The organism is Pygmaiobacter massiliensis, from assembly GCF_900199435.1.
In the GTDB taxonomy this organism is placed as follows: Bacteria; Bacillota; Clostridia; order Oscillospirales; family Ruminococcaceae; genus Pygmaiobacter; species Pygmaiobacter massiliensis.
Map to the genome: position 1 here is coordinate 562,200 of NZ_OAML01000002.1, position 17,217 is coordinate 579,416.

Annotated in this window: 17 protein-coding genes; 12 read left to right on the forward strand and 5 right to left on the reverse strand. The window is 48.9% G+C overall.

Annotated features, from left to right (window positions below; genetic code table 11):
• Positions 1–125: 125 nt before the first annotated feature.
• The gene (locus C1A11_RS02700) at positions 126–1,310 is read right to left on the reverse strand and encodes a dicarboxylate/amino acid:cation symporter (protein WP_102048875.1); all 1,185 of its coding nucleotides are present in this window, start codon (positions 1,308–1,310) and stop codon (positions 126–128) included.
• Positions 1,311–1,828: 518 nt separating this feature from the next.
• Between C1A11_RS02700 and C1A11_RS02705 the strand changes: the two genes are divergently transcribed.
• The 3 genes from C1A11_RS02705 (at position 1,829) to C1A11_RS02715 (ending at position 5,191) form a co-directional block, all read left to right on the forward strand.
• Positions 1,829–3,067: a GGDEF domain-containing protein gene (locus C1A11_RS02705; RefSeq protein WP_102048876.1), complete on the forward strand. Its 1,239-nt coding sequence runs from the start codon at positions 1,829–1,831 to the stop codon at positions 3,065–3,067.
• A 136-nt stretch (positions 3,068–3,203) separates the two neighbouring features.
• The gene (locus tag C1A11_RS02710) at positions 3,204–3,788 is read left to right on the forward strand and encodes a TetR/AcrR family transcriptional regulator (protein ID WP_102048877.1); all 585 of its coding nucleotides are present in this window, start codon (positions 3,204–3,206) and stop codon (positions 3,786–3,788) included.
• Between the two features lie 32 nt (positions 3,789–3,820).
• On the forward strand, positions 3,821–5,191 hold the full coding sequence (locus C1A11_RS02715; protein WP_102048878.1) for an MATE family efflux transporter: 1,371 nt from the start codon (positions 3,821–3,823) through the stop codon (positions 5,189–5,191).
• Between the two features lie 176 nt (positions 5,192–5,367).
• Here the strand turns inward: C1A11_RS02715 and C1A11_RS02720 are convergent, their stop codons facing one another.
• The 3 genes from C1A11_RS02720 to C1A11_RS02730 form a co-directional block, all read right to left on the reverse strand.
• Positions 5,368–6,537 carry a CaiB/BaiF CoA transferase family protein gene (locus tag C1A11_RS02720; RefSeq protein ID WP_102048879.1) on the reverse strand — a complete coding sequence of 390 codons (1,170 nt, stop codon included), beginning with the start codon at positions 6,535–6,537 and terminating at the stop codon, positions 5,368–5,370.
• Positions 6,538–6,747: 210 nt separating this feature from the next.
• Positions 6,748–7,083: a DUF1622 domain-containing protein gene (locus C1A11_RS02725; RefSeq protein ID WP_102048880.1), complete on the reverse strand. Its 336-nt coding sequence runs from the start codon at positions 7,081–7,083 to the stop codon at positions 6,748–6,750.
• 2 nt (positions 7,084–7,085) lie between these two features.
• Entirely contained in the window at positions 7,086–7,271 is a 186-nt protein-coding gene (locus tag C1A11_RS02730; protein WP_102048881.1) for a hypothetical protein, read from the reverse strand.
• Between the two features lie 219 nt (positions 7,272–7,490).
• Here C1A11_RS02730 and C1A11_RS02735 point away from each other — a divergent pair, with 219 nt between their 5' ends.
• Both C1A11_RS02735 and C1A11_RS02740 read left to right on the forward strand, forming a co-directional pair.
• Entirely contained in the window at positions 7,491–8,324 is an 834-nt protein-coding gene (locus C1A11_RS02735; protein ID WP_102048882.1) for an Mrp/NBP35 family ATP-binding protein, read from the forward strand.
• A 287-nt stretch (positions 8,325–8,611) separates the two neighbouring features.
• A complete protein-coding gene (locus tag C1A11_RS02740; protein ID WP_102048883.1) occupies positions 8,612–9,013 on the forward strand; it encodes a hypothetical protein in 402 nt (133 codons plus the stop codon).
• Positions 9,014–9,135: 122 nt separating this feature from the next.
• On the opposite strand, the gene C1A11_RS02745 is transcribed toward C1A11_RS02740, so the two are convergent.
• Entirely contained in the window at positions 9,136–11,421 is a 2,286-nt protein-coding gene (locus tag C1A11_RS02745; RefSeq protein WP_180950216.1) for a transglycosylase domain-containing protein, read from the reverse strand.
• 281 nt (positions 11,422–11,702) lie between these two features.
• Here C1A11_RS02745 and C1A11_RS02750 point away from each other — a divergent pair, with 281 nt between their 5' ends.
• The 7 genes from C1A11_RS02750 (at position 11,703) to C1A11_RS02785 (ending at position 17,138) form a co-directional block, all read left to right on the forward strand.
• Positions 11,703–12,011 carry a hypothetical protein gene (locus C1A11_RS02750; RefSeq protein ID WP_102048885.1) on the forward strand — a complete coding sequence of 103 codons (309 nt, stop codon included), beginning with the start codon at positions 11,703–11,705 and terminating at the stop codon, positions 12,009–12,011.
• A 298-nt stretch (positions 12,012–12,309) separates the two neighbouring features.
• Positions 12,310–14,088, forward strand: coding sequence for an HAD-IIIC family phosphatase (locus C1A11_RS02760; RefSeq protein WP_102048887.1), 1,779 nt, complete (start codon positions 12,310–12,312; stop codon positions 14,086–14,088).
• An 85-nt stretch (positions 14,089–14,173) separates the two neighbouring features.
• A complete protein-coding gene (locus C1A11_RS02765) occupies positions 14,174–14,416 on the forward strand; it encodes an acyl carrier protein (protein ID WP_102048888.1) in 243 nt (80 codons plus the stop codon).
• Positions 14,417–14,509: 93 nt separating this feature from the next.
• On the forward strand, positions 14,510–14,935 hold the full coding sequence (locus C1A11_RS02770) for a MaoC family dehydratase (protein ID WP_102049226.1): 426 nt from the start codon (positions 14,510–14,512) through the stop codon (positions 14,933–14,935).
• Positions 14,936–15,015: 80 nt separating this feature from the next.
• Positions 15,016–15,744 carry an SDR family NAD(P)-dependent oxidoreductase gene (locus C1A11_RS02775; RefSeq protein WP_102048889.1) on the forward strand — a complete coding sequence of 243 codons (729 nt, stop codon included), beginning with the start codon at positions 15,016–15,018 and terminating at the stop codon, positions 15,742–15,744.
• Positions 15,741–16,736 (forward strand): hypothetical protein, encoded by a 996-nt coding sequence (locus C1A11_RS02780; RefSeq protein WP_102048890.1) that lies wholly within the window; start codon positions 15,741–15,743, stop codon positions 16,734–16,736. The genes C1A11_RS02775 and C1A11_RS02780 overlap by 4 nt, the downstream gene beginning before the upstream one ends.
• A gap of 126 nt (positions 16,737–16,862) precedes the next feature.
• A complete protein-coding gene (locus C1A11_RS02785) occupies positions 16,863–17,138 on the forward strand; it encodes a zinc-ribbon domain containing protein (protein WP_102048891.1) in 276 nt (91 codons plus the stop codon).
• Positions 17,139–17,217 lie beyond the last annotated feature (79 nt).

Here is a 17,217-nt window from a genome sequence, read left to right on the forward strand (position 1 = left end):
AATAGGGTAATAAATGTAAAGAACAGAAAAACAATCGCTTTGATTGGCTTTTTGCTATCAGTTTTAATACACTGAAAAGAAAATCCGCCACTTGCCGAAGCAAGCAGCGGATGAGAAACGCTATTTTAAGCAGCCTCTTTGTTTTTCCAGCCAGCGGTGATTTTATTCACCAGCACGGCAATAGCACCGTCGCCGGTTACGTTGCAGGCAGTGCCGAAGCTATCTTGCGCAAGGTAAAGTGCAATCATCAGCGAGCACATGGTTTCGTTAAAGCCGAGCATCGACTGAATCAGACCGATTGCTGCCATAACCGCGCCGCCCGGTACACCGGGTGCCGCTACCATTGTTACGCCCAGCATTAAGATGAACGGGAAGATGTTCGCAAAAGTAATCGGCATGCCCGAAATATACATAATGGCAATGGCACAGCTGGTCAGTGTAATGGTGCTGCCCGCCAAATGGATCGTAGCACAAAGGGGCACTACGAAGTCTGCTACGTCAGCACGTACGTTGTTGGCTTTGGTCTGTTCCAAAGTCACGGGAATCGTCGCCGCAGACGACTGGGTGCCAATGGCAGTGGTGTAAGCCGGAAGCATGTTTTTGAGCAGTTTCAGCGGGTTCTGTTTAGACAGGGTGCCTGCAAGGGTATATTGCAGCAAAAGCATCACGCAGTGCAGCGCAATAATCACTACAAATACCTTTGCAAATACGCTCATAATTTTATAAACTTCACCTGCAAAAGTCATGTTGGCAAAGATGCCGAACACATGAAATGGCAGAAGCGGAATAATAATACCACTGATGAGTTTCGAGATAATGTCCTGAAAATCTTTAAAACCTTTTTTCAAAGTGTCGCCTTTGATGGCTGCAATGCCAAGGCCCACAACGAAAGAAAGGATAAGGGCAGACATAACGCCCATAATCGGAGGCATCTCTACATTAAAGAGAGAACCTACCAATGCCTCTTCCGGATTGCTTGCGCTAAAGTCAACAATCGAGGCGCTGCCTTTGAGCAAACTGGGGAAAAGGGCACTATCCACAAAATAAGCAAGACTGCCCGCACACACGGTAGACATATAAGCGATGCCGGCGGTAAGTGCAAGCGTTTTACCCGCGCCGCGGCCCAAATCGCCAATGCCGGGCACAACAAAGCCAATAATAATAAGGGGAATAGAGAAGTTAAGGAAATTGCCAAACAAACCGTTAAAGGTGGCAAATACGCCAATGGCCTCTCGCGGTAATATGCTGCCCAACAACACACCGGCGGCAATCGCCACAATCAGCCGGGGTAGTAAGCCGAATTTTTTCATGATGTCCTCCTAAATTGTACGCAATATGAAATTTTGTCCGTTCTCGTATCACAAACAAACAGCTTTACCATTTTAACGGATACTTAGCGAAAAAGCAAGTCCAAAGCAACTTTAACTTCATTTTTCCTGTAAAGTATAATTAATATGTTTGCTGTTTTGGTGCTTAACGATGCTTTCAGATTTAAATCACCAACAAAAATGTGCGTATTGGGAGAACATTTTTTGTTTTTCACCCGCGTACAGCTCTTTGATGTGCCTACGATTTGGCTGCTTTTTCGAGAAGGATATCACAAATTAATTGTTAACCGCTCGTGAAGTAAAACAGCATTTCCGGGAAAAGAAATAATATAACGAAAATAGAAGATTTTTTTGATTAATTCACCAGAATATCAAGAAAATCTTAGTTTTAATATTTTTTTGTACATTGCACCGGCCCTTTTTTCGCAGTATCATAAAAACAGGTAGAATTACTGCTTTATTTTTATTCTCGATGAGCTTTACGGAAGGGGGCGTCTTTTATGGATTCTCACAAAAAGTGTATTTTAATTATAGATGACGCCTTAGTAAATCGCCTGCTTTTAAGGCGTATACTTTCGAGCACTTACGAGGTGATGGAGGCTTGTGACGGCGAAGAGGCCTTGCTGTTGCTGCGCCGCGCCCCGGCCAATGTTTCGGCTATCTTGCTAGATCTCGTTATGCCAAAAATGGACGGATTTACTTTTTTAAACTACTTGCGAAACGCACCGGAGCTGGCTGAGTTACCCGTTATTGCATTGACCGGAGCAGATTCTGAAAACTTGGAAGTGCGCGCACTGGAAGCCGGAGCCAACGACTTTTTAGAAAAGCCATTTCGCCCTGACGTTATTTTAAAGAGGCTTGCAAACACCCTTTTGCTGCAAGAAGCACTGATAGAAGCACGCACCGACGCTTTAACGGGTCTGTTTAACCGTACAGCCTTTGCAAAATACACCGAACATTATATAGTACAACATGAAAATGCCGGCAATCTTGCCGCGTTAATGCTGATTGACATAGACAATTTTAAGCAGGCCAACGATACGATGGGCCACGCTTACGGCGACCATATTCTTATGGTGTTCAGCGAGATTCTTACCGAGGCCGCGGGCCGTCACGCTTTGGTGGGCCGCCTGGGCGGTGACGAATTTATTGTACTGCTAAAAGATATTGATAGCCTAGCCTTTGCCGAAGAGGTGGCCGCAGATATTTTGTATCGTCTGGAAACGAGCTCCAAATCCAAGCATCCGCTTACCTGTTCCATCGGCATTTCCGTGTTTCCGCAGGATGGCACAACACGCAGACAGCTTTATTTTTGTGCCGACGAAGCAATGTACCGCGCAAAGCAGCTTGGCAAAAACCAGTTTGCGCTGTATGGCGGGCATTCTACACTTTCACAGCGTTATTCTTGGATGCGCAAAGACTGGATTTTGGATGAGCTGGACTCGATGATTTACATCTGCGATTTGCAGACCCATGAACTTTGCTATATGAACCGCAAAGCATCGGAGAAAATAAAGCAAGCTTCGTGTGGTGCAAAATGTTTGTGTTTTATGGCGGGGCTATCCGCCACGCCTTTCACTTTCTGCACCTCTTTTTCAGGATCATGTAACGGCACCTTTAACGGTGTACGGCAAACCATTGATGGCAAACAGCTCTATTGCCAAAGCCATTTGGTAGACTGGAACGGTCGCCGTGCACATATGACGGTAATTACCGAGCTAAAGGATAACCAACTTTAAAAATCAAAGAATAACAGGCAAGTAAGTTTGCCTGTTATTTTTTATCCTCTTGACACAGTGACAGGTTGTCATTATAATTTTAATCATGTTGCACTGACACCCTGTCAGTATTTTAACCTTAAGGGAGCTGACGGCCATGCCAAAAGAGCTTTTCTATGCCTTACCGGAAGAAAAGCGCCAGCGCATTTTGGATGCCGCCGTGCAAGAATTTTCTTGCGCCGAGTATCACAGCGCTTCTATCAATCAAATTATTAAAACGGCTGATATTGCGCGCGGCAGCTTTTATTTGTATTTTGAAGACAAGCGAGATTTGTATATCTTTTTGGTAGAGCAGGTTTTCCGCACCCGGCTGAAAGCATTTACCCAGCAGGTTGCAGGGCAAAAGTTCACCACGCTGCGCGCTTTTCACGACGCACTATTCTCATTTAATCTTAATATGCTTCACGACGAAAGGTACAATGCGCTTTTTTGCAATCTCTACATTTCTATGGAATACAGCTTTTCGCGCGAAATGCGCATGGTAACGGCGCAGATTCGGCAGGACATGCTCTCCGCATTGCCTTTTCTAACCGAAACGCCAGAGCAAGCCGAGCGCACCGACGCACAGCTTGAGCTGCTGCAGCTGCTCACCCACGCGCTTTTGGTATCAAAAGTGCTGGAAAAGCGCGACGATGCGGATGTCATACAAGAATATCGGCGCAAAGCCAGCATTATCTGTTAACCTCGTAATTTTAAATAAGGAGCAACCAATCCATGAATGAATCCACTCCGCAAAACAATAAACTTGGCACTCAGCCCATCGGCAAACTGCTTTTTTCGATGGCTATCCCCACCGTTTTGGCACAGCTGGTCAACCTGCTGTACAACATTGTTGACCGCATTTACGTCGGGCGCATCCCGGGCAGTGGCTCGCTTGCACTCGCCGGCCTCGGTGTTACCTTCCCGATTATTCTGCTCGTGTCCGCCTTTGCCGCACTGATTGGTATGGGCGGTGCTACTCGTATGTCGATTGCAATGGGCCGCAAAGAGCACGACACTGCCGAAAAGCTGCTGGGCAACAGCATTACCATGCTGGTCATCGCATCGCTGATCCTTTCTGGCGTGTTTATGCTTGCCAAAGAGCCCGTTTTGATGGCTTTCGGCGCCAGCGAAGCAACACTTCCCTATGCTTCTGACTACCTTTCCATTTATCTGTTTGGCACCTTGTTTGTGCAGGTAGCCATGGGTCTTAATGCCTTTATTACCAATCAGGGTTTTGCCCGCACCGGCATGATTACGGTATTGATTGGCTGCGTGCTCAACATTATTCTTGACCCGATTTTCATTTTTGGATTCGGCATGGGCGTGCGTGGCGCAGCACTTGCTACCATCATCAGCCAGGGCGTTTCTGCCGTATGGGTTATGTGGTTCTTGTGCAGCAAAAAATCGCTGCTTCGCATCCGCCAAAAGAATCTGATTCTTTCCGGCAAAATCGTTGGCTCTATCCTGACTCTCGGCATCTCGCCGTTTATCATGCAGGCCACCGAGTGCCTGATTCAGCTTACCTTTAACAAGGGCATGCAGACTTATGGCAACGACATGTATGTTGCCTTGATGTCGATTATGTTTAGCTTGATGCAGCTTGTTTTTATGCCGATGATGGGCCTTGCACAGGGCGCACAGCCGATTATCAGCTACAACTATGGCGCAAAGAATATGGAGCGTACCCAAAAGGCCTTCCATTATCTGCTGACCACCGCTTTGATTTTTACGGTTTCTGTCGTCGGTATTGTACTGATGGTGCCGCAGTTCTTCTTAGGCCTCTTTACTCCGGACACTGCGCTCATCGAACTTGGAACGGCGCCGCTGCGTGTGTTTCTCTTTGGCATGATGGCAATGGGTGCGCAAAGCGCCTGTCAACAAACCTTTATGGCACTGGGCGAAGCAAAAATATCTGTTTTTCTCGCCTTGCTGCGTAAGGTCATCCTGCTGTTGCCACTTGCTTTAATTCTGCCTCACGTTGCCGGGCTTGGTGTTTGGGGACTTTTCCTGGCAGAACCAATCAGCGATCTGCTGGCTGCCACCACCACGCTTTGCATGTTCCGTTACCGCAGCAAAAAACTGTTTGCCACACCAGCCAAATAAATAAAAAAGTCCCATGCAGCCGCAAAAAGCACTGCATGGGACTTTTTTTATAAAAGATTTGATTTTTCGCCCACCAAAGGCCCACGATATTTCATTTCACTGCCGTCAACTCATCAATAACCGTAACGCAAAAAGCCAATCGCGTGGTACTGCATCGGTGGCAATAAAAATAGTGGTTAGGTAGAAAGTTCTGCAATCTCTGCCTCGCTATATCCCAGCTCGGCAAGTATCTCTTTGGTGTGGTAACCGTCCGGGTAGCCTGCATGTCGATATTCCGGCGGGCAGGCAGACAGGTTTATCGGACAGCCGAGTTGCTGCACTGTTTTATTCTCGCAAAGCGGCAGTGTTACCTGCGGCACCATGCCGCGCTGGTTCACCTGCTCATCTTCGCGCATCTCTTCCATCGAAAGCACCGGTTCTACGCAGGCATCCAGCGATTTGAAAATCTCAGTCCACTCATCCCTTGTTTTGGTAAGCAGCCGTTCGCGCAAGGCGTTTTTCACTTTGTCGGGGTTTGTTTTAAGTATTCTGCCATCTGCCCATTCGGGGAATCCGGCGCCTTGCATCAGCGCAGCGAAAAACTTGGGCTCCAGCGACCCAACGCTGAGGTAGCCACCGTCTTTGGTTTCGTAAAAATCGTAAATGCCGCCGCCATTCAGCAGCTCACCTTCGCGCTGTGGCGCGTTGGCACCGGCGAGAAAACAGGCACCGTCCATTGTAGAAAAAGGCACCATGCCATCGAGCATCGCAATATCGATGTACTGGCCCTCTCCGGTTGTATGCCGATGCTGCACTGCGGCAAGAATACCCACCACGCTGTTCATCGCACCAACTGCAACGTCGGCGATTTGCATATCTGTAAGTACCGGTCCAGTGGCAGCGCGCCCGGCCTGCGCCATATTGCCAGAACGGGATAAGTAGTTGATATCGTGACCGGCACGCTGAGCCAGCGGGCCGGTTTGTCCGTAGCCGGTAAGCGAACAGTAGATAAGCCGCGGGTTGATCTGCCGCAGGGTTTCATAATCCAGACCCAGCTTTTTCATAACACCGGGGCGGAACTGCTCAATCACAATATCATAATCGGCAATCAATCGATGAACAGCTTCTACCCCTGCGGGCTTTTTCAGGTTTAAGTAGATTGTTTTTTTATTGCGACCCAGCCATGCCGCGGCTGCCGTTGTTCCGCTGCCCTCAATTTCGGGCGGCCAGTGGGTCACCAGGTCATATTGGCTTGGCCCTGTCACCCGCAGCACTTCTGCACCAAGGTCGGCCAGCATCAGCGTGGCATATGGCCCTGGCAGCAGGGTGGAAAAATCCAAAATCTTCAGCCCGTTCAACGCGCCCATTGTTCTTTTCCTCACTTTTTTCTTGCGGCTTTTGCCGTTTTATTTTGCAAGCAACAGCGCGCAGCCCTCGCGCCCTAAAATAAACGCAAATATTTACAGATAGAGTAAAGCCCCGCGCGATATTCTCTATCTTCGCAGGGTCTTTTAACTTATTGGTTTGCAAATAGTTTAGGCGCGGAGAATTCTGTCGTGCATGATGCAGCTTTGCCTTTAATCTTTGTGTTCTTTGTGCTCTGCACGCATTTCGATATGAATCATAAAGCTAAGCAGCGCACGCAGCAGAATGATAGCGCCCAGAATCATCAGCTCGTCCACCGTGTGGACCAATACCGTTTTTAAAATCTCTGCCGCCATTTTAAATTCAAGACCGGTTGCAAGCCCGGAGGCCAGCTCATATTTAATATTGTATTTGGCATTGTGACCAAACTGCAGTGCGAGGTAGTGAATAAACGACCGCACAGAAGTAAATGTAACAACAAAAATACCAAAAAGTTCCAGCGTAGATACGATGACCGGAAGGCCATGTTCGATCATTTGTTCCAACATTGTTATTTCTTTTCCTTTCGGGTTGCTGGCTTTGCCTGCACCTCGGTGTGTTTTTTGTCCAAATGAGCAAGCAGCGTCGCGGTGCGGTAGCCATAACTATCCTGGTATACCGGGTTTTCTTTCCACCGCTGTTGGGTCTTTTCAGCGGTTTCCGTTTGCTTTAGTATCGACAATATCGTTTTCTCCATACGCCCTCCCCTAACCAGTTCGCTTCGCCTTACACCTTAGCGGGATTTACCAGTTATAAACTGTCTGCTTTTTGGCACCCATATATTATACTGAAAATCCGCCCTTGATGCAATACGACCAAAGTGGTATACTTATCTCGTTCTTTTATTTTAGCTTGTTTCTTGCCTTATTGGCAAGCGACCTATAGAATTCAACAAAAGTGAGGTTTTATTCGTATCATGAGCGAATGCACACACAACTGTGAAAGTTGCGGAGAAAACTGCTCTTCTCGCAACAACGGCACTCCGGTGGATTTGCACGCTGCACTGCATGAGGGCAGCCGTGTAAAAAAGGTCATCGGCATTGTTTCAGGCAAAGGCGGCGTAGGTAAAAGCCTAGTTTGCAGCATGATGGCGGTTGCCATGCAGCGGCGCGGGCACCAGGCCGCTATTCTGGATGCAGACGTTACTGGCCCTTCCATCCCCAAAGTGTTCGGCAAAGACGAGCGTGCTTTGAGCAATGGCGAGGTGATTTTCCCCGTAAAAAGCAGCACCGGCATCGAGCTGATGTCGATTAACCTGCTGCTGGAAGACAACACCGACCCCGTCGTGTGGCGCGGCCCTGTAATTGCAGGCACCGTAAAACAGTTTTGGAGCGATGTCGCCTGGAACGATGTTGACTATATGTTCGTGGACATGCCCCCGGGCACTGGCGACGTACCGCTGACCGTGTTCCAGTCGCTGCCGGTAGACGGCATCATTATTGTCACAAGCCCGCAAGAGCTGGTTTCAATGATTGTTTCGAAGGCAGTAAAGATGGCACAGATGATGAACATCCCCATCTTGGGCCTAGTGGAAAACATGAGTTACTACACCTGCCCGGACTGCGGCAAAAAAATCGAAGTGTTTGGCAAATCTCATATCGAAGAAATTGCCGACAACTATCAGATTTCGGTGCTCGCACATCTGCCGATTAACCCAAACCTTGCCGCCCTTTGCGACAAAGGCCGCATTGAGGATTATGAGGATGACCCGCTTGCCGCGGCCGCCGATGCAGTAGCCGCACTGGGGTAACTGGCGCTGCGCTGTTTGCCCAGTGCGGAGGTTATTCCCCAAGTTATATCTTTCTATATAAGCCGGGCAGCTTTTGCTGCCCGGCTTTTTCTTTATCATGATATAGCCGCTCTGGAGAGCAACTTTTCCGGCCCTTTATCTGCTTTATTTTATCGTTGCACATTTGGATAGGTCGGTAGGTCTGAAAATCCGTCTTTAGGAAGAACGATACTTGCCCCGCTTACCTTAAAATGCTACACTAAAGAATATTACTTATCCTTTTCTGACCACAAAGGAGGACTTGCACGATGCAGGAATTAAAATCCACACTGGCCCGCCGCCCTCATTTGACACAGACTATTTTATTGGGATATCTCGTCTTCTGTGGATGCTTTTTATTTCCGCTTCGCAGCACACGGTTTCCTCTGGAACTTTCTAAAGTGTGGCTTCTGGTGCTTTCTTATGGTATGATTGCCGTCGGCTTGGCGCTTTTATGGGGGAGCGGGCAAAAGCTGCGAGTTTATTTATGCAGTTTCGGCCTTACGGTTCTCGGCATGCTTTGCCGCTTTCTTCTCGAGTTCGGCGAAGCATCCAACACTTATAACTTTACTGTAACCAACATTGTGTGCTATCTCGTACTCATCCCACTTTACTTGTTGCTGTGCTACCATTTAACACTGCGCTATGCAAAAAGCGAACCTTCTGAATGAGCTGTATTGCCGAATTCTTCTGGCCGCTTACAACCAGCCTTTATAGCATTCTATAATAAATACAAAAACGCCGCAAAGCACAAAGCTTCGCGGCGTTTTCTTTATGTTGTTTTTTGCAAAAATCAACCCGGATGCAGGGTGCAGGGGCCGGGTTTGCTGCTGCCGCCGGCATCTTTTTTGTAGTAGCCGGTTGCAGTGTTCGGGCAAGCGCCAGTGGCAAGCCCGCCAGAATCCTTACAATAAGTGAGCGCCTCTACATTGTCGCTGGTCGGGAAGGCTTTAAATTCTTTGCCTTCCTGCGCAAGCTCCATGACCTGTTTCCAAGCCAGCGTGGGCGGGTGTTTACCGTAGTTCTTCCATGCCAGCTCGTCGCTGTGGTCGTAGCCCATCCAGGTAGCGGTGCAGTAATAGGGGGTAAGGCCGATAAACCAGTGGTCTTTATCGTCACTGGTGGTACCGGTTTTACCAACAGACTCCATGCCGCCAGCTTTGGGGCCGCCAATGGCTGCCGCAGTACCTTCGCCACGCATAACTTCGCTCAGCAGCTTGTTCATAATCATAGCGCTGTCTTTCGAAATTGCCCGTGTGGTGGTGAGAGTGGTATTGTCGAGCACGATGTCGCCGCTCTGCACCTCTTCTACCGTGGTATAGCTGTGCACCGGGGTAATCTCGCCGCCGTTGCCAAACATCGAGTACGCATTTGCCATCTCCATGGGATACACGCCATGTGTCATAGAACCGAGCACCAACGGGCCGAGGTCTACGTCATTGGGAGAAACCAGAGTGGAAATGCCGAGCGTATTGCTCATGAAATCAAACATGGTAGGCTCACCGACCAAGAAGCCTGCGCGAACCGCCACGGTATTGATGGATTTTGCAAGCGCACGGCTGACCGTCATTTCCTGGTCACTATAAGTCGAGCTGTAATTGCGCGGCCAGTCGCGCATCTGTCCCGGGTTTTTGTCGTCGGGAATCTGCTTAAACATACCGTCCATCAAAGGATAGGAATAGTTGATATAGTTGTAATCAATGCCAAGGCAATAAGCGCCGATGGGTTTCATGGTAGAACCCGTCTGCCGGTATGCCTGAGAAGCACGGTTAAGGCCACGGTCAGTGGTTTTGGGGCCAAGGCCGCCTACAATACCCAATAGGCTTCCGTCGTAACCTACCGTTACCATACAGCCCTGTACATTTTCGGTCGCGGTTTCGCCGGTTTCTTTATTGACCACATAAGTGTGCTCGCGGTCCGGGAAAAGGTTACCCGGCTCGTTGAGCATTACCTGTTCCATTGCAGACTGCAAGGTGGTATCAACAGTTGCGTAAATACGCAGACCACCGTTGTACAGGTAGGTGCTGGCCTCGTTGCGGGTCATACCTTTCTGCTCTACCAGGTCGGCAATAACCTCTTCAATTACCTGATCGGTAAAGTAGCTGTTCTGGCTGCGCACTTCATCCGAAGCGCCAGCTGTGCGGTCTACAAAGGTCAGCTGCTCTGCCACTGCTGCGTCATGCTCTTCCTGGCTAATCATCTTTTGGTCGAGCATATTAGCCAGAATCAGCTCCTGGCGCTTTTTGTTGTTTTCGGGGTTTGTGCGGGGATTGTATTTGGTGGGGTTATTCGTGATTGCTGCAATGCAGGCAGACTCTGCAAGGGTCAGGTCTTTTACCTCTTTATTGAAAAGGTTAGAGGCGCAACCCGCAACGCCGCCGGTGTTGCCGACGAACGCGACCGTATTAAGGTATGCTTCAAGAATAATCTCTTTGGAGTATTTGTTCTCAAGAGCAATGGCGCGGAAAATCTCGCGCACCTTACGCATGGCATCGTGCTCGTTATCACCAGTGATGTTTTTAATCAGCTGCTGGTCAATGGTTGAAGCACCCTGCTCGGTGTCAAACAGTCTGATTGCACCGCCCGTCAGCTTACTGAGCACAATGTTCATCGTGGCCGCAACGGTTCGTTTTAAGTTAACGCCGTTGTGGTCCCAAAATGTCTTGTCCTCAATGGCAATAAACGCATTGGGCAGGTACGCAGGCATATCACCAAGGTCTACCCAGACACGGTGCTCGGTGCCCACAAGGCGCGCATACTCCACGGGCGCGCCGGTAGCAGGGTCATTTGCATAGATGATGGTGGAATAGCTCATCTTGATATTATCAAGGTTAAGCAGCTGGTCGTCGTTTGCAGTGGCGCGCACTACATACATACTCAGCATTACCGCAACTACAGAGCCGAAAATAACACAGACACACAAGATGCCGGCGATTACTTTCAGCACGCTTTGCCAAACAGAGCCGCTTTTTTTCTTTTTGCGGCCCGGCTGTTTTTGCGGTGTCCCCTCGGGCTGGGCTGGGCGCCGCTTCTGCGGGGGCCTGCCGGCTCGGTTGGGGCGGTTGTTCGATTCGTTCAAAGAATTTTGCCTCCTTCCAGACTTCCGGAACATTATTTGTTGCTGCGCATAAGCGCAAGGATCTTACCGATTTTTACCTATTTATTCAGTATAGCACATTTTGACCATTTTGAATAAGATTTTGAAGATTTTACCATAATGTAATTATGTTTTTAAACTGGCCTAAACTATAGGCTGCGGTGCCGGGCAATGTACCAAAGCGAGCTTTTTTGTGTGGTTGCTTTGATAACAGCTTTGTATTGTTTTCGCAAGTCTATACCATATACAGGAGGTATTTTTCTATGAGACCAAGACGTCTGGCGGGGCAGCTGCGCCGCTGGTTTATCATTCTTTGCCTTTTAACCGTGTTACTAAGCTTTTTGGCGGTAAAGCTAAATACGCAACGCAATACGGCCCCTTCTCCGCAGTACCTACTGCGGGATGACGGCGGTCGCATCTGTCTGTTCTCTGCGGATGGCAGTGAAGAGCTGCGAAAATATGATATCCTGACCCGGCTTTTACCCGAAGGCGATGTGGAAGCGCTGCGCACCGGTGTGCCTGTTTACACAGAGGACGAGCTGCTGCGCCTGGTAGAAGACTACGGTGGCTAACATGCCGAGAAAAGCCCATAGATAATGATCGTGATATCATTGTTTTGTGACAAGGCCATATGTAAAGCGAAATATAAAGTTTCACCGCAAAGCGAGGCATACCCACCCGTTTTGTGTAAAATTTCGCTTGCCTGTGTCAAATCCTTTTCGATTATATCGGTTTTCACATTTTTGCGCAAGTCTGTGCGGTTTTGCTTTTGTGAAAGCGGGTCCTACACTTCTTTACAACACATTTTCACCTATGTTATACTATAAAAGTATTTTATTTGCTATGACATAAAAAAAGGAGGCCGCTATTTTGGATATTCTGGAGTATCCTTTCGACCCGGCACAGGTTTTGCAAAAAAAACGCTCACTGAAGCGTGAATTGCTGAAAAAAGAGGGTTTGATTCCAAAAAAAATCGCCATCATGAGCGGTAGCACCATTGGCGAGATTAAAAATATTTTAGAAGTCTTTTTGCTGCACTATGGCATTAAGCCGGAGTTTTATGAAGGCGAATATGCCTTATTCTATGAAAACCTGGTCTTCGATGACGGCTCTCTTGCCGCCTTTGCGCCGGATTTCATTTATATCCACACCAGCCGTAAAAACCTTAAATTCTTCCCCACCACTGGCGATGCTGACCAGGCGGTTGCTGATGGTATGGAAGCAGACTGGAAACGCTTTGAAACCGCATTTGGTGCTGCGGCACGTTTTGGGTGTCCTGTCATCGTCAATAACTTCGACCTGCCGACTCATCGTGTGATGGGTAACCGCGACGCAGTGGACAAGCGTGGCGGTGTGCATTACATCAACGAGATGAACGCCCGCGTAGCAGACTATGTGGCTGCGCACCCCGGCTTTTACCTCAACGATATCGCTTATCTTTCTGCCCGTTACGGGTTGGATAACTGGTTCTCCGAATCGCAGTGGTACCTTTATAAGTACGCATTGTCGATGGACCAGATTCCGAACCTTTGCTTTAGCATTGCAAACATCGTAAAAAGTCTGCTGGGCAAAAACAAAAAAAGCTTGATTCTCGATCTCGACAACACCCTTTGGGGTGGCGTAATCGGCGACGACGGTGCCGAGGGCATTGCGCTCGGTCTTGAATCTCCCGGCGGCATGGCTTACAGCGAGTTTCAGGCATACCTCAAAGAGCTATCGAGCCTTGGCATTATGCTGAACGTCGCGAGCAAAAACGAAGAATCAATTGCACTTACCGGCTTTGAGCGCAGCGACAGCGTGCTCAAGCGGGACGACTTCCTTTGCTTTAAAGCAAACTGGGGCCCCAAAAGCCAAAGCATTGCTGCAATTGCAAACGAAATCAACATCCTGCCCGAAAGTTTTGTCTTTGTAGACGACAACCCGGCAGAGCGCGAAATCGTGCGGCAGGAACTGCCCGCCGTAACCATTGCCGAGTTCGATGGACCGGAAGGCATGATTGCCGCCATTGACCGTGCAGGCTATTTCGAGGTCACCACGCTTTCTGCCGACGACGTAAAGCGCAACGAGATGTACAAAGAAAACTTAAAGCGTGCAGAACTGGAGCAGAGCTTTGGCAATTATGAGGATTACCTTAAAAGCCTTGATATGCGCTGTGAAACCGGTGCTTTTGTGCCCGAGCATGCAGAGCGTTTGACCCAGCTCATCAATAAGACCAACCAGTTCAACCTCACCACCCGGCGCTATACTGCCGCAGAGGTTGACCACTTGATGCAGGATCCCGTAAGCGTAACCGTATTTGGGCGGCTGATTGATAAATTTGGCGATAACGGCATTGTTTCGGCAATGATTGGCCATATTGAGGATGATACCTGCTATGTGGATTTGTGGATTATGAGCTGCCGCGTGTTTAAGCGTGGGCTTGAGGATACCATGATGGACGAGTTTGTCCGCCGCAGTGTAGAAAAGGGCGCAAAACGTATTGTGGGCCGCTATTTTGCCACCGCAAAAAACTTGTTGACCCGCGAGATTTATGCTACAATGGGATTCAGCAAAATGAAGGATAGCGAGACCGAGGCAGAGTTTGTGCTGGAAGATGCCGAAAGCTATGTTCCGCGCAACCACGTGATGGAGCTGGAGCGGCTGAATTAAACCAACTTCTCATGCGCCCGGTACTAAATAATGTAAAAAAGATGGTCTGCCTGCGATAAGCGCAGACTCGAAAGGATGTATCACCATGGAGAAACAGCAGATTTTTGAAGAGGTACAGGAGATTTTCCGCACTATTTTTGACGACGAGGAGCTGGAAATCACCCGCGAGATGACCGCTGATGATATTGAAGACTGGGACAGCCTTGAGCAGATCAACCTGCTGGTTGCAATGGAAAAGCACTTCAACATCAAATTCAAGCTGGAAGATGTGCATGACCTTGCAAACGTTGGCGAGATGATGGATCTCATCGAGCGTCTGGTCGGCTAAACTATATAAGGTTATAACAAAAAGGTGTTTCTTTTGAAACACCTTTTTTGGCAGTCGGCTACCGATATGCTTTTTACAGAAAGGACCACTACCATGAGCGAATTAAAAAGCTACACCCTCGCAGAGCTTTCCAAAGGCGTTACCGAATCTTTTACCGTTCGTATTACAGAAGAAAAAATGGCGCAGTTCTGTGCGCTTTCCGGCGATATTTCCCCGATTCATATGGACGCTGCTTACGCGGCAGAGCGCGGCTTTCCCGGTAGAGTGTGCTACGGCATGCTGGTAGCAAGCTTCTTTTCCACCCTTGCCGGTGTTTATCTGCCGGGTGAGCACTGCCTGCTGCACAGTGTGGAAACCAAATTTGCAAAGCCCGTATTCATTGGCGACGAGCTTACCGTTACTGGTGTCGTGGATGAAGTGAATGAGGTATTCCGCGAAATCACAGTAAAAGCCACAGTAACAAACGGCACCGGCAAAAAAGTCTGCCGCGCTGTTATCAAAGCCGGTGTTGCAAAATAACCTCTCCCTTAATAATATTCGCTGCAAAGCCGCACTTACCGTAGCCGCGCAGCCAAACCATACCGGAAAGGAAAATTAATATGGCTACTTATTTGATTACCGGTGCATCCAGCGACGTTGGCACTGCACTCATCCGCCGCGTTTATAAGTCCGGCGACACTATTATTGCACAAGGCTCCGGCGATATTGAAAAGCTGCGTGCACTTGCCGAAGAAACCAACGGTGCGGTGCACCCGTATGATGTTGACCTCACCAGCACCGATGCAATGGATGCCTTTGTTGCCGAGATTCGCGAAAAGTTCGACACCCCGACTCACTTTGTGCACCTGCCTGCACTGCGCATGGTCAATACCAAGTTCAAGAATTTTGATGAAGAGCGCTTTCTTTTGGATATGAACGTTCAGGTGCTCAGCGCGCTGCATATTTGCAAAGCAATTTTGCCCGCGATGGCAAAAGCCAAAACCGGCCGAGTGCTGTTTATGCTTACCAGTTATATCATTGGTCTGCCGCCGAAAAACGCGACTGCTTATATTGTGGCAAAAAATGCGCTGCGCGGTCTGGCCCAAAGCCTTGCAACCGAATATGCGGCCAGCGGCATCACGGTTAACTGCGTCGCACCTTATATGATGGAAACCAAGTTCCTCTCTGATACGCCCGACCTTATCGTCGAAGCTTCGGCTGCCGCAAACCCGATGAAGCGCAATGCGCAGGTAACCGATGTTGTGCCCGCGATGGCATTTCTGCTTTCTGAAGAAGCGGGCTTTATTACCGGCGCAGTGCTGCCCATTACAGGGGGCGCAGCATATTGAGCAGCTATCATTTTCGGCTGGCAACCTTGCAGGATAAGCCGGCTATCATAGCGTTTATGAATACGCATTGGGGCAGTCGCCACCCGCTGATTAATCTGCCGGATTTCTTCAGCTACTATTATCAAGATGGCGATGCCACTCGAAATGAACTAAATTTCGCGCTCTGTTTGCAAGAATCTGGAGAAATCGCTGCGCTTTGCGGTTTTCTCCCCTCTTCGCAAGAGCGCGATCATATCTGGGTTTCGATTTGGTGTGCAGATAAAAAGGCTAAGGGCAGCGGACTCGAATTAATGAACAAGATGCCTGATCTGACCGGCGCAAAGCTGCTCTCCTGCAATAACATTCGCCCTAACACCATTCCTTTTTACGAGTTTTTGGGCTATACCGGTGCTGCGATGCAGCATTGGTACCGTCTAGGCACCGTGCCTTGCCGCCTGGCAAAACCCGCTTCCCTCACTCGCCTGCCGGTTTCCGGCGATGGACTTTTGCGCCGCTTTGAAACAGCGGCGGAGATGGAAGCTGCTTTCTGCCCGCCGGAATACGCAAAGCCCTACAAGGACCATTGGTACCTCGCCAGACGGTTTTTCCACTATCCCCGTCAGGAGTACCTCGTATACGGTGGTATGCTGGACGGTGTTTGCCGCGTGCTGTTTTGCCTGCGTAAAGTGGAGGTGGAAGGTACTGTGGTCTTGCGCCTTTGCGATGTAATCGGTCGTCCGGCTCTGCTGCCTCATTTTGGGCAGGCGCTTGACCGCTTGATCGAAGAAGCTGATGCGGAATATATGGATTGCTACTGCTATGGCCTGAAAGAAGAAATTATGGAAAGCACCGGATTTACACTTCGCGAGCCACAAAGTGAAACCATTATCCCGCACTATCTTACCCCACCGCTGATTGAAAATCTAGATTTTTACCTATTTACCAGCAACCCGGAGGGGTTTGTAATGTTTCGGGCGGATGGAGACCAGGACCGACCCAATACCCCTTGCTGATTTTCAGCAAGCTGCCGTTTTTAATTCCCAAAAAAATATTTTTTTATGCTGATTGACGATTTGAGAATTATATGCTATACTAAGAACACGTCAACGAAGACGGAACTATTATAAAAGAGGTATACAATGTACAACGACAAAACTATCGTCTGCAAGGATTGCGGCCAGGAATTCATCTTTACTGCTGGTGAGCAGGAATTTTTCGCGGAGAAGGGTTTCTCCAATGAGCCGCAGCGCTGCAAAAGCTGCCGCGATTCTCGCAAGCAGAACTCCAGAGGAAACACTGGCGCTCGTGAAATGTTCAGCGCAGTTTGTGCTTCTTGCGGTAAAACCTGCAAGGTTCCTTTCGAGCCGCGCAATGACCGTCCGGTCTACTGCAGCGACTGCTTCAGCAAACGATAATTGAAATAATTATTATAAAAAGACGCATCAGCAATGATGCGTCTTTTTATTTTCTCTATTTTTTTCCTGGACGCCTAAC